We start from the raw sequence: 13,031 nt of genomic DNA, 5'->3' as shown, positions 1-13,031 counted from the left end.
AACGATAGTAAAAACCGATAATTATAAACAAAAAAGCCTCCCTGAGGGAGGCTTAAGCGCTACTTTTCGTTTCTTTTCTTACGCGCAAAGCCCCCTGAGTTCAGGCGCTAAAGTAAAAAAAGAAACGGAAAATAGCAGCGTTCATACTTGCGTGACCTTGATCATGTGGATAATAAAAAGCCTTGTAAATAACAAATAATGGTCGTACTTAACGAAAAAAGGGAGCCAAAGCTCCCTCTCTTAACTGACTTACGCCAGTGCCGCTTTCGCTTTTTCGACCAGAGCGCTGAACGCTAACTTGTCGAATACTGCGATATCAGCCAGGATCTTACGGTCAATTTCAACAGAGGCTTTTTTCAGGCCGTTGATGAATTTGCTGTAAGACAAGCCATTTTGACGGGCTGCTGCATTGATACGTGCAATCCACAGCTGGCGGAATTGACGTTTACGTTGACGACGGTCGCGGTAAGCGTATTGACCAGCTTTGATTACTGCCTGAAAGGCAACACGATAAACGCGCGAACGGGCACCGTAGTAACCTTTCGCTTGTTTCAATATTTTCTTGTGACGTGCACGGGCAACTACACCACGTTTTACGCGAGCCATATGCTCTCTCCTAAAGTCTTATTCTGAATTAAAAAAAGGTTACTTATGCGTACGGCAGACATGCAATCACAAGGCCCAGATCCCCTTTGGAAACCATACCTTTAGGACGCAGATGACGTTTACGCTTAGTCGACTTTTTAGTCAGAATATGACGCAGGTTAGCATGCTTACGCTTGAAACCGCCGCCGGCGGTTTTTTTAAAGCGTTTAGCGGCGCCACGTACTGTTTTAATCTTTGGCATTGTTATTTCCACTTCGCATTGTTAATAAAACGAATCAGATAAGGCGAACAAAACCGTACAATACAGAGGCCGCACGGCATTGCTACTTGAATGCCTTACTGTTTCTTCTTCGGTGCTAACACCATGATCATCTGGCGGCCTTCGATCTTCGATGGGAAGGACTCGACAACTGCCAGTTCACTCAGATCGTCACGAACGCGGTTAAGCACTTCGATACCAATCTGTTGGTGTGCCATTTCACGACCGCGGAAACGCAGTGTGATTTTAGCTTTGTCACCATCTTCAAGAAAGCGAATCAGGTTGCGTAGTTTGACCTGATAGTCGCCATCATCGGTACCAGGTCGGAATTTGATTTCCTTGACCTGAATAACTTTTTGTTTTTTCTTCTGTTCCTTTGTAGCCTTACTCTTCTCATAAAGGAACTTGCCGTAATCCATAATTCGGCAAACCGGCGGCTCGGCGTTCGGACTGATTTCAACTAAATCAACACCTGCTTCTTCGGCTTTTTCTAATGCTTCATTTAGACTTACGATGCCCAGCTGTTCGCCTTCGACGCCTGTCAGGCGTACCTCATTTGCGCGAATCTCTCTGTTGATGCGATTAGGACGCGCCGGTTGAACTCGTTTTCCGCCTTTAATACCTATACCTCCAATTGATGAAGACTACGGCTGCGAATTTCTTGCTGCAGCTTACTGATAACTTCACTGACGTCTAGGCTCCCCAGGTCTTTACCACGACGAGTGCGGACAGCAACTTTTCCTGCCTCGACCTCTTTGTCGCCACAAACCAGCATATAGGGAACACGTCGTAAAGTGTGTTCTCGGATTTTAAAGCCTATCTTCTCATTTCTCAAGTCTGCTTTTACACGAATGCCCGCTTCTTGCAGTTTTTGGGTCAATTCGTTGACATAATCAGACTGGCTATCGGTGATATTTATAATAACCACTTGAACCGGAGCTAACCAAGTTGGGAAGAAACCAGCAAATTCTTCGGTCAAAATACCGATGAAACGCTCCATTGATCCCAAAATAGCCCGGTGAATCATAACCGGCACCTGACGCTCGTTGCTTTCGCCAACGTAAGACGCGCTCAGACGACCCGGTAATGAAAAGTCGAGCTGCACCGTACCACACTGCCACGCACGATCCAAACAGTCATGCAAGGTAAATTCAATTTTTGGGCCGTAGAACGCCCCTTCACCCGGCTGATAGGCGAATTCGATGTTATTTTCAGTCAACGCAGCGGCCAAATCGGCTTCAGCGCGATCCCACATTTCATCGCTGCCAATACGTTTCTCAGGACGTGTAGACAGTTTCACCACGATTTTTTCAAAACCGAAGGTGCTGTACATGTCATACACCATCTTGATACAGCTGTTCACTTCATCACGCACCTGCTCTTCCGTACAGAAGATATGCGCATCGTCCTGAGTGAAACCGCGCACGCGCATTAAACCATGCAGAGAGCCTGACGGTTCATTACGGTGACAGCTACCGAACTCAGCCATACGCAGCGGCAGATCGCGATAGGATTTCAATCCTTGATTGAAAATTTGTACGTGGCCTGGGCAGTTCATCGGTTTGATGCAGTATTCACGATTCTCTGATGAAGTCGTGAACATCGCTTCTTTATAGTTATCCCAGTGGCCGGTTTTTTCCCACATCACGCGATCCATCATGAATGGACCTTTCACTTCCTGATACTGGTACGACTTCAGCTTCATACGTACAAACGCTTCAAGCTCGCGGAAGATCGTCCAACCGTCGTTGTGCCAGAACACCATACCCGGCGCTTCTTCCTGCATGTGATACAGGTCAAGCTGTTTGCCAATTTTGCGATGGTCGCGCTTAGAGGCTTCTTCAAGGCGTTGCAGGTAAGAAGCCAGCTGCTTTTTATCCGCCCACGCGGTACCGTAAATGCGTTGCAGCATTTTATTTTTGCTATCGCCACGCCAGTAAGCGCCGGAGGTTTTCTGCAATTTGAAATGATGGCAGAAACGCATATTCGGTACGTGCGGACCACGGCACATATCGATGTATTCTTCATGGTGATACAGACCCGGACGATCATCGTGGCTGATGTTCTCATCCAGAATTGCAATTTTGTAGGTCTCACCGCGTGCAGCGAACGCATCGCGCGCTTCCTGCCAGCTGACTTTTTTCTTGATTACGTCATAGTCGGTGTCAGCGAGCTCGTGCATACGCTTTTCGAGCAGCTCAATGTCTTCCTGAGTCAGGGTACGGTCGATGTCAACGTCATAGTAAAAACCGTTGTCGATAACCGGACCGATCGCCATTTTGGTATCTGGCCATAGTTGCTTGATCGCATGACCCAACAGGTGCGCACAGGAGTGGCGAATAATTTCCAGACCCGCATCATCTTTAGCGGTGATGATGGCTAACTGCGCATCAGTGTCGATCTTATCGCTGGCGTCAATCAACTCGCCATCGACGCGTCCGGCGATGCAGGCTTTTGCCAGACCAGGACCGATATCAAGTGCAACATCCAGGGGAGAAACGGCGTGGTCGTAATGACGCTGACTTCCATCAGGAAGGGTGATAACTGGCATTATAATTCCCTTATTTACAGTGGTGAGCCACACGAAAGCTCACATGCAAAAATCGCATATCAATTGAAAATCAAAAAGTGTTAACCATGCTATTTCTCTGTACTCTGCGAAATATATACACATGAAGCACACGACTGCAGGTGCGCATTAGCGTGACATGGAAAACGTCGCGGCAATAATACACCTTATAAGTTATGTGTTAAAGCCGGATGGGTAGCCTGCTCATCTTTGCATCGTAATGAACAGGCCACAAAAGCGTTTACTGCGTTTGAGTGGATTTCATCGCGGCACTATTTTTGCGGGAGAATAGGTTTTGCGGGAGAACCGGAAGCCAAGCCAAATAACGGCAATCCAGAACGGAATTAACATTACCGAAATGCGAATCCCCGGTGACAGCAGCATAATCACCAAAATCCCCGCCAAAAACGCCAGACACAGGTAGTTACTCCACGGATACCAGAAAGCTTTAAACGCGGGCACAATCCCCTTCTCCATCATTGCCTGACGAAAACGCAGGTGTGCAAAGCAGATCATGATCCAGTTAATCACCAGCGTTGACACCACCAGTGCCATCAACAGTTCAAAGGCTTTACCCGGCATCACATAGTTAATCGCCACACCGAGCGATGTCGCCAACGCCGACAGCGCGATTGAACGAACGGGCACACCGCGCGCATTGACCTTAGCGAGAGATTTCGGCGCATTTCCCTGTTTTGCCAAGCCGTACAGCATCCGACTATTGCAATATACGCCGCTGTTATACACTGATAGCGCTGCTGTCAGAACCACGACGTTGAGCACGTTCGCCACTATATTGCTGTTAAGTGCTTGGAATATCAGGACAAACGGACTACCGCCTCCGACCACATTACCCCACGGGTAGAGCGACAATAAAATAGACAATGCGCCGATATAGAAAATCAGGATACGGTACACCACCTGATTGGTCGCCTGAGGAATAGAGCGCTTCGGATCGGCAGCCTCAGCGGCTGTGATTCCAACTAACTCCAAGCCGCCGAATGAAAACATGATCACCGCCATCGCCATGATCAATCCGCTTGCGCCATTCGGCATGAATCCGCCATGGATCCATAAGTTACGTACCGTTGCCGTTTCGCCGCCATTACCACTCAGCAACAGCCAACTGCCGAAGACAATCATCCCGACAATGGCAAGTACTTTGATAATAGCGAACCAAAATTCTGTTTCCCCAAACATCTTCACATTAACCAGATTGATAAGGTTAATCAGCACAAAGAATATCGCTGCGGACAGCCAAGTCGGTGTATCAGGCCACCAATATTGGATATAAATCCCTACGGCCGTCAGTTCTGCCATCCCGACCAGAATAAACATCGCCCAGTAGTTCCAGCCGGCCAGAAAACCTGCAAAATCACCCCAGTATTTAAAAGCAAAGTGGCTAAACGAACCCGCTACCGGCTCTTCCACCACCATCTCACCCAGCTGTCGCATAATCAGAAACGCAATCATTCCGGCGATAGCGTAGCCTAATAAGACGGACGGCCCCGCCATTTGGATAGTCTGCGATATCCCTAAAAACAATCCTGTACCAATAGCGCCACCCAGCGCAATCAACTGAATGTGTCGGTTTTTTAACCCTCGTTTTAAAACCAGTTCCTGTTGATCATTTGCCATGTTGTTTTTGTGCTTCCTGTAAAGCTTTCTTCATTTTTATATCAATACCTACTCACGCCATCAGCATAAAATATGGCGTAAACAGGTAAAAGTGCTACACAGAGACTAAGCCATTAACGTTCAGGGATGACATTTTTAAACGTTAGCTCTACATCATCACGATCGAGCTCGACGGCAAGCGCTTCAGGCTCACTTTGCTCTACATTCTGGGGCAGCAGTTTTTTCAATAATGCTAACTGCTGACGTTGCTGCTCTACGATCTCTTGCAACAATTTCACTTGCTCATTCGCTCTGACACTCGCCCGATTGACAAAAAACCAGACCAGCGCAGCCAGCAGCACAACCAGCAAGACAAAAACCACTTCTAATATGTTCACAACGACTCCACTATAACCACTATGACAGGTACCTGCTGGCTATCTTAACACCGTGGCGTAGCCAAGTTCGATACCCAAACCATCCGTTAACCACATCGTGTTGATGCACATCGCTATCGTATTGGTACAAAAATCAAAAACGTGGGGGAACGTTTTTCAACGTCGCTTGCGATGGCACGCCATAAAAAAGCCTGTCGGTAAAGACAGGCTCAGGAATTGATAGGAAATATCAGAAAGGGAAATTGTGGTAGCCCATTTGCTCAGAGATATTTCTAGCTGCGGTGTGCAGCATGGCCACATATTCGTGTTTGTTTTCTTCTGAAAAACGAATCGTTGGGAAGGAAATACTGAGGCCGGCAATCACCACACCAAAACGATCGAATACTGGCACAGCGATACAACGCAGCCCTTCTTCCTGCTCTTCTTTATCTTCCCCGTAGCCTTGCTCACGCACGACATCCAGTTGATTGAGAAGATCTTCAGCAGTACACAATGTGTGTGGCGTACTACGCGTGAATTCGACAGTCGACAGAACCTCTTCCACTTCACCGCGATCGCGCCAAGCCAGCAACACTTTACCAATTGCGGTACTGTGTAGTGGATTACGGCGACCGATGCGCGAATACATACGCAGGTTATACATAGAATCAATCTTGTGGATATAAACGATGCCGTCTTCATCCAACGCGCCAAGGTGAATCGTTTCCCGCGTCAGCACAGACAACTCGCGCATCTGTATATCCGCACTGCGGATTAAGTCTACGTTCTGCAATGCTTTTGCACCAAGTTCAAACAACTTGAGCGTTAGCGAATACTTCTCTGATTCACCTTCCTGCGCGACATAGCCCAGGGATTTCATCGTCTGCAAGAAACGGTAAACGGTACTCTTAGACATCATGACTCGCTGAGAAAGCTCGGTAATACCAATTTCTCTCTCTTCACCTAATGCCTGCAAAATACCAAAAACCTTTAAAACGGACGACACGGAATCGGGTTGTTTATCTAAATCTGCACTAGCCATTTTTGTGGTTACCCTACTCAGGTTTTTTTGTTTTAAAAAAAATAGAACAATGGTTTTAGTATAAAGGGAACGCTTTGATTATGGCAATGGAGCAACAACGATAATCAAGTTAAGTTTGAGAAATAACCGCGTCAGAGACTTAATAAAATAATATGTAAGTAAATATTTTAAAATAATCCGCGCCATGAAACGTGACGCGGATTTATTAGTATTATTAGTTCCAGACTGAATCAGGAACCTTCGCCAGATACAACGCAGGTTTTCCATCTACGTCAGAAGTAAACAGAACTTGTTTATTATCCGGCGTGAAAGACGGGTGCGGGTGAGTGACCTGACGGTCCCCTTCCAACACTTCCCAGGATGTATTGTGCTGCGCAATACGATGTTCTTTGCCAGTTTTCAGGTTGAAAACATACAGGAACGGATCGTTCTCAATTTTGTAGCCACCATCATCCTGCACGTCGACCGGTGCATCGGAACCATCACCGACCAACAGTGTGCCATCATAGTTACTCATCAGGTGAGAACACGGCGGCATTACACGCAGTTGGCGATCTTCCAGCGTAACGGGATCGATGCTGCGAATATAACGGTTGGTATCGTCTTTAAGATAAGAGACATAAATCATCGCGGAGCCATCCGGCACCCAAAATTCGTGGGTGCAGCTTTCGCCTTCTGCATGCTCTTTCACTTTGCGCATGTTGGTGCCATCTTCGTTGATGAACCACATACGAGCATCAACCAGGTCATGCGGGCCTTCGTGACAGAAAGCAACCGTGTTGTCATCACCCGGACGGTAGATTGGGTGGCCCAGCCACTGGTTTTCCTGAAGAATAGTCTCCGCTTCGCCCGTTACCAAATCGACGCGAATCAGACGACAGCAAGGATTAGTGAAGTAGAACTCCTGGAATTTTTTCCAATCGGTCAGTGGCTTCCAGTCTTCTTTCTTGATCTCAATACCGACCATTTTGGTGCAATCGGAGTTGGCAACCCAAGTGCCGTAGCCGACCCAATCGTCAGGCACCTGATAAATCGTTTTCTCTTCCAGCGTAGTCAGATCGACACGCATCAAATTACGGGTATTTTTAACGTAATACAGCGCATCGTCGTTCGGAGACAGGAAACCACCAAAGGTGTTGTCGCCTTTGCCTTCCGTCAACTGTGTGGCGTTCTGCTCTTTTAAATCCAGCAGATAGTAGTTCCATGGGCCATCAAATGCAGCGCCAAACAGCAGCTTGCTACCGTCATTGAAGAAACACTTCTGGTAGAAATAGTTGCGGTGGCAGATAACATCGGGCGGGGTTAAACGCACAACTTCGGTGCCGGTTGCTGCATCCTGGTAGGTATGAAACGTTAGGGGGATCTTATTACCTTTGGCCATCCGTAAATCCTTAGAACTTATCATGAAGAATTTGACGCCACACACGCATACGCTTCGATAACCTGACATTACTGAACGTCCGACGAATCGGTCACCCCGACACCGGTTGTTCAAAAATCAGGCCACAAATCTCACGCGAGACGCCTGTCATATCGGTATTATAGAAACAATGTTTCATTTTTCCGTGATCGTGGTTTTATTTTATAAAACATTCTTCATGTTTTCACCACCTGTTTCAGATCTCGTGAAAACATTCGAGCAGAGAAAGCGCAGGTTTGATGAATCAATAAACGCTGAAATAACAAAGGCCCGAATGGGCCTTTGGAAAGAAACTATCGTAAATTACTTCAGATACTCGCCGGAGCGCAGCGCTTCAATTCGCTTATCCAACGGCGGGTGCGACATAAACAATTCACTGAAGGATTTCGATTTGCCGTTAATGCAGAAAGCCATCATGCTGCCCTCTTCCTGCGGCTCATAACTGGTCTTCAAGCGTTGCAGTGCAGCGATCATTTTTTCACGCCCCACCAGCTTGGCGGAACCGGCATCCGCATGGAATTCACGGTAACGTGAGAACCACATGGTGATGATGCTGGCAAGAATACCAAAAACCAGTTCCAGCACAGTTGCGACAGCAAAGTAAACCATCGGGTTGCCGTTGCTACTTTCGCCTTCATCGCGGTTACCGGACAGAAAACCGGAAACAACCTGAGCGATCAGACGAGAAATAAAGATAACGAAGGTGTTAACTATCCCCTGAACCAGCGTCATCGTCACCATGTCGCCATTTGCAATGTGGCTGATTTCATGCGCGATAACCGCTTCAGCCTCATCACGGCTCATGTTTTGCAACAAACCGGTGCTTACCGCCACCAACGATGCATCACGACGAGCTCCCGTTGCGAACGCATTGATGTCAGGTGCATGATAGATTGCCACCTGTGGCATCGCGATCCCAGCCTGCTGTGACTGTGAACGAACGGTTTCTACCAGCCAACGTTCGGTTTCGTTACGTGGTTGTTCAATGACTTCACCGCCAACGGACCGTAACGCCATCCATTTAGACATCAGCAGTGAAACAAACGCACCGCCAAAGCCAAACAGCCCAGCCATTATCATTAAGCCCTGGACACTGCTGGACTGAATTCCCGTCAGGCTGAGTACCAGCCCGAAAACCAACATCACCGCCAGGTTGGTGATCAGGAAAAGCGCAATACGCATCATAAAAGTCTGATTTCCTCTCGCAGAAAGATAAAGTTTGCAACACCTACATCGTATGGGTTGCCGTGGCATTTTCAAGCATTCTTAACTTTTCAGTTACTAAATCCACATAACTTTACACTTTTCAAAAGGAAAGCGGCGTCCTGCCTACTGGTAATCCTTATGCATCAGCGCGACAGCGTTGACCGAAAATCGATAAATGCTGCGGCGTGGTCCACCTGAATCGCGCCCACGCCAGCGCGAATTAATGCTCCCCACACCGCGTCAGGATCGGCTAAGGCTCGCGTATCGCTATAGTCGAGCGAATGCGCGCAATCCAGCGTATTCACCCAAATCCGTACGCCAAGCCGTTGAAATTCGGCAGACGTCTCAACCACTGCCTCAATGTGGTCAAAATTGGCTTCCACAATGGCAACACCAAAATCGTCAACCTGCCGCAGAATATCGACGGTTATCCCCCGTTGAAGGCGAATCAACGGCATATAAGGTATCTGGGTATCCTGAGACGGAGAGGCAATAGGAAAACAGGCTGAAGAAAGATTCATCGGGCTTTTCATGATCACGCCCGCGCTAAGGCCTTTATCACGAATATCGCGTGCGATAGCACCAAATTCGCGATCGTGCTTAACATCCACATTGATGGCAACACGCCCTCGCGCCTCTTCGAGAATCTCATACAACAGCGGGACCTGTTCGTTACTCAGCGGCCATGCCGAACCGCCGTCACTTCCACGTAGACACGCCTGACGAATCTCCGCCAGCGTCATCCGACCAATGCTGCCGTTCATATCACTCGTGCGATCAAGCGTATCATCATGAATCACGACAACGTGACTATCTGCCGTTAATTGCGCATCTATTTCCACAATATCCACGCCCAGAAGAATGGCTTCCCGCAGTGCCTTCAGCGAATTTTCCGGCGCCGACGCCCAGACACCGCGATGTGCTACTGTCAGAACCGTCGTGTTTTGCGCCGCAATCAATTCCTGAGTTATACCTTTACTTTGCCTTGTCATCAGACGAAAACTCCACATAAACGAGAAATATCACGGATGACGGGAAACCGACTGCGCAAAATGCTGCAACAGAAGATCACCGCGCAAAACCACATTGTCCAGCGCCTGCTGCGGCGTTTCCTGCTCTGCCCAGACTTTCTCCAACTCCTCGTCCATGATGGTGCGAATTTGCGGCATATTGCCTAATCGAAATCCGCGCGTATAAGGCAATGGTGGCTTATTTGTTATCTGTTTCATGGCAACATCACTGCCGGGGTATCTGGCATAAAACCCCTGCTCGCGCGTCAGATCGTAGGCAGGCTGCGTCACCGGCAAATAGCCCGTCATCTGATGCCATTCCGCGGCATTTTCCGGCTGCGTCAGAAAATGTAGAAACTCCGCAATCCCTTGATAATGCGATGCCGTTTTCCCTTTCATGACCCAGAGGCTTGCGCCTCCAATGAATGTATTCTGCGGCGCGCCTTTAGCCTCTTCGCTGTAAGGCAACATTCCTACACCGTAGTGAAATTTGGCATAGTTCTGAATCTTGCGTAGCCCACCCGATGAGGTGGTCAATATGCCGCAATCACCGTTATAAAAGCGTGTAGTGCCCTCGTCATTGCGACCGAAATAGCTGAATTCCTTCTTCTTCATCATTTCTGCAAGCTGAGCAACGTGTGCGACCTGCAACGGACCGTTCACCAATAGATGCGCATCGACACCGTCGAAGCCATTGTTTTTCGTCGCAATCGGCAGCCCATTCCACACACTAAAAGCCTCCAATAATATCCAGCCTTGCTGCCCTGCGTTCGTATAACCGCATGTCATCCCACTCTGTCGCAACCGCGCCGCATCGTACGCCAGCTCATTCCAGGTCCGAGGGGGTTTATCGGGATCGAGTCCCGCTTTGATAAACGCATCTTTGTTGTAGTAAAGAACAGGCGTTGAGCTATTAAACGGCTGGGAAATCAGATGCCCGGTCTGGCTGTCGCTATAAAACAGCGCCACGGCGGGCAGAAAGGCTTTTTCGTCATTATCGATACCGACCTGTTTGAACAGATCAAACACTGGGATAATCGCCCCGCTATGCATCATATTCGGTGTGCCGACATCATAAACCTGCAAAATATCCGGCGCGTTACCCGTGCGATAAGCGGCAATACCAGCAGCCAGCGTCTGCTCATAACTGCCCTTATAGATCGGTTCAACATGATACGTCGTCTGAGATTCATTAAACCGATTGACCAGCCGTATCAATTCCGTGTTCAGGTTGCTGTCCATGCCATGCCAAAACGTCAGTTCAACGGCAGCTCTGGCAGACAGGGGGACAAGTAAAACCATACTCAATAGCATCAAAAAAACAGATGTGAACCTAAACCGAATCATCATGGTGTTTTCTCCGGTTACTTTTCATTTTCAAAGGGAAGTCATTTATAGCGAAAGCGCGTTTTAGGAAAAAGACGTGCCGATAACGACGCTAGGGTTCGCCTGTGACACGTAGATGACTGGGAAAGTGATGAACTGTATCGCGATATTTCAGCAGGTAAAGAGAGGGGATTTGGTGGCAGGAAAGGGGAAAAAAAATCGCGCTGGGCAGCATGTGGAGCCCAGCGCGATGTTCTGTTAGCGTGGCGTTCTATCAGCTCTGTGCGTGTACCATATCCACACGCATTGAGGCAGCAACGGGCTGATGTTTAGGCGGTTTAATCCACAGGGTAATCAGCAGCGAGACGACAGACATAATGATAATTGCCATAAATGTCGCCTGGAAGCCCCCGAGTTGTGCGGCGATAAACGATCCAGACAACGCGCCGATACCGAATCCCTGATAAATCACGCCGTAGTTTTTACTGTGATTTTTCAGGCCGAAGAAGTCGCCGACAATCGCTGGGAACACGGTGATGTTACCGCCAAAGCAGAAAGCAATCGCGCTGACACAGATAAAGAACAGAATGGGACTAAGCGGCAGAAACGTCATCACGGACACCGCCAGAATCGTCACAAACAGCGTAAAGGTGATGACTCGTATACGTCCGACATTATCGGAAAGTGCGCCAAGCACAATACGCCCAACGGTATTAAAAATCGCAATCGCAGACACGGCATTTGCCGCCGTCGCCATATCCATCCCAGCCATTTGCACGCCGATATCTTTCACGATACCGATCAAATACAGGCCGCTCATGCACGCAGTGAAGAAGATAATAAACAGCAAATACGATTCTTTGGTCGCCAACATCTCGGCAAGAGAGAAATCACGCGTCTGCCCTTGAACCGCAACCTGTTGTACTGGCACCGCAGCAGGCTCTTTCAGCAATGAACTCCCGACCAGAATCATCGCCATAACGATAATTCCCCAGTAGAAAAAGGCTTCTGATACACCCACTTCCGCAATCAAAAAGCTGTTTACATATTTGAACAACAGGCTTCCGGTACCAAATGCGCCAACCGAAATACCCGCGATCAGCCCTTTGCGGTTAGGGAACCATTTAATCAAATTGGACAGCGTCGTGATGTAAGCCGTGCCATCAGCAAAACCGACAACAACCCCCATCAGCAGATAAATCAGTGTCAGCGATGGGCTCACCGCACTCGCCATCAGACCAGCACCCAGCGCGATGCCGGCGATCATGGTCAAGCGGCGCAGGCCAATACGTTCCTGAAACTTACCGGCAAATAGCGTTGCAAATGCCAGACAGAAACTGGTAATTGAAAACGTCGTCGCAACGGAGCTCAGCGCCCAGCCAAATTTGTCCACGAGAGGCTGATTGAATAAACTCCAGGTGTAAATCGTGCCGAGTCCCATTTGGGTGATAATGGTACCGAGGACAATCAATCCCCGATTAACAGGTTTGGTATTCATGGATTTTCCCCTACATCAAAAATTGGTCCGATTCACTCGGCACACTAAAAATATAAGCTGATGTGGAGAAGAAAAAATCCATCAAAACACTGTCAGCTTAT

13 protein-coding genes are annotated in these 13,031 nt (G+C 48.3%); all 13 read right to left on the bottom strand.

Translation table 11 applies throughout. The annotated features are described in order from the left end of the window. Positions 1-100: 100 nt before the first annotated feature. The 13 genes from pheM to DCX48_01665 all read right to left on the bottom strand — a co-directional run bounded on the left by pheM (position 101) and on the right by DCX48_01665 (position 12,930). Entirely contained in the window at positions 101-145 is a 45-nt protein-coding gene (gene pheM / locus DCX48_01725) for a pheST operon leader peptide PheM (GenBank protein ID QXE17118.1), read from the bottom strand. 104 nt (positions 146-249) lie between these two features. Next, positions 250-606, bottom strand: a complete 357-nt coding sequence (locus DCX48_01720; GenBank protein QXE13335.1) for a 50S ribosomal protein L20 — start codon at positions 604-606, stop codon at positions 250-252. A gap of 43 nt (positions 607-649) precedes the next feature. Continuing rightward, positions 650-847, bottom strand: a complete 198-nt coding sequence (locus DCX48_01715) for a 50S ribosomal protein L35 (protein QXE13334.1) — start codon at positions 845-847, stop codon at positions 650-652. Positions 848-942: 95 nt separating this feature from the next. Continuing rightward, complete coding sequence (locus DCX48_01710) at positions 943-1,485, bottom strand: translation initiation factor IF-3 (GenBank protein ID QXE13333.1); 543 nt, start codon at positions 1,483-1,485, stop codon at positions 943-945. 2 nt (positions 1,486-1,487) lie between these two features. Beyond that, complete coding sequence (gene thrS, locus DCX48_01705; protein QXE13332.1) at positions 1,488-3,416, bottom strand: threonine--tRNA ligase; 1,929 nt, start codon at positions 3,414-3,416, stop codon at positions 1,488-1,490. A 279-nt stretch (positions 3,417-3,695) separates the two neighbouring features. Continuing rightward, positions 3,696-5,072 carry an amino acid permease gene (locus tag DCX48_01700; GenBank protein QXE13331.1) on the bottom strand — a complete coding sequence of 459 codons (1,377 nt, stop codon included), beginning with the start codon at positions 5,070-5,072 and terminating at the stop codon, positions 3,696-3,698. A gap of 113 nt (positions 5,073-5,185) precedes the next feature. Next, on the bottom strand, positions 5,186-5,449 hold the full coding sequence (locus DCX48_01695) for a hypothetical protein (GenBank protein ID QXE13330.1): 264 nt from the start codon (positions 5,447-5,449) through the stop codon (positions 5,186-5,188). A gap of 229 nt (positions 5,450-5,678) precedes the next feature. Continuing rightward, entirely contained in the window at positions 5,679-6,470 is a 792-nt protein-coding gene (gene kdgR / locus DCX48_01690; GenBank protein QXE13329.1) for a DNA-binding transcriptional regulator KdgR, read from the bottom strand. Positions 6,471-6,684: 214 nt separating this feature from the next. Then, a complete protein-coding gene (locus DCX48_01685; GenBank protein ID QXE13328.1) occupies positions 6,685-7,851 on the bottom strand; it encodes an oligogalacturonide lyase in 1,167 nt (388 codons plus the stop codon). Between the two features lie 342 nt (positions 7,852-8,193). Further along, positions 8,194-9,075, bottom strand: coding sequence for a protease HtpX (gene htpX / locus DCX48_01680; GenBank protein ID QXE13327.1), 882 nt, complete (start codon positions 9,073-9,075; stop codon positions 8,194-8,196). Between the two features lie 164 nt (positions 9,076-9,239). Beyond that, entirely contained in the window at positions 9,240-10,088 is an 849-nt protein-coding gene (locus DCX48_01675; protein ID QXE13326.1) for a glycerophosphodiester phosphodiesterase family protein, read from the bottom strand. A gap of 30 nt (positions 10,089-10,118) precedes the next feature. Next, a complete protein-coding gene (gene ugpB / locus DCX48_01670; GenBank protein QXE13325.1) occupies positions 10,119-11,456 on the bottom strand; it encodes a sn-glycerol-3-phosphate ABC transporter substrate-binding protein UgpB in 1,338 nt (445 codons plus the stop codon). Positions 11,457-11,706: 250 nt separating this feature from the next. Then, on the bottom strand, positions 11,707-12,930 hold the full coding sequence (locus DCX48_01665; GenBank protein ID QXE13324.1) for an MFS transporter: 1,224 nt from the start codon (positions 12,928-12,930) through the stop codon (positions 11,707-11,709). Positions 12,931-13,031 lie beyond the last annotated feature (101 nt).

This window comes from Pectobacterium atrosepticum, from assembly GCA_019056595.1.
GTDB classification, from domain to species: domain Bacteria; phylum Pseudomonadota; class Gammaproteobacteria; order Enterobacterales; family Enterobacteriaceae; genus Pectobacterium; species Pectobacterium atrosepticum.
The sequence above is the reverse complement of the archived record's forward strand: the minus strand, read 5'-3'. Positions and strand labels throughout refer to the sequence as shown.

Coding starts and splice junctions, on each gene's coding strand:
- DCX48_01720 (QXE13335.1), bottom strand. CDS start 606: ATGGCTCGCGTAAAACGTGGTGTAGTTGCCCGTGCACGTCACAAGAAA.
- htpX (QXE13327.1), bottom strand. CDS start 9,075: ATGATGCGTATTGCGCTTTTCCTGATCACCAACCTGGCGGTGATGTTG.
- thrS (QXE13332.1), bottom strand. CDS start 3,416: ATGCCAGTTATCACCCTTCCTGATGGAAGTCAGCGTCATTACGACCAC.
- kdgR (QXE13329.1), bottom strand. CDS start 6,470: ATGGCTAGTGCAGATTTAGATAAACAACCCGATTCCGTGTCGTCCGTT.
- DCX48_01675 (QXE13326.1), bottom strand. CDS start 10,088: ATGACAAGGCAAAGTAAAGGTATAACTCAGGAATTGATTGCGGCGCAA.
- ugpB (QXE13325.1), bottom strand. CDS start 11,456: ATGATGATTCGGTTTAGGTTCACATCTGTTTTTTTGATGCTATTGAGT.
- DCX48_01685 (QXE13328.1), bottom strand. CDS start 7,851: ATGGCCAAAGGTAATAAGATCCCCCTAACGTTTCATACCTACCAGGAT.
- DCX48_01665 (QXE13324.1), bottom strand. CDS start 12,930: ATGAATACCAAACCTGTTAATCGGGGATTGATTGTCCTCGGTACCATT.
- DCX48_01715 (QXE13334.1), bottom strand. CDS start 847: ATGCCAAAGATTAAAACAGTACGTGGCGCCGCTAAACGCTTTAAAAAA.
- DCX48_01700 (QXE13331.1), bottom strand. CDS start 5,072: ATGGCAAATGATCAACAGGAACTGGTTTTAAAACGAGGGTTAAAAAAC.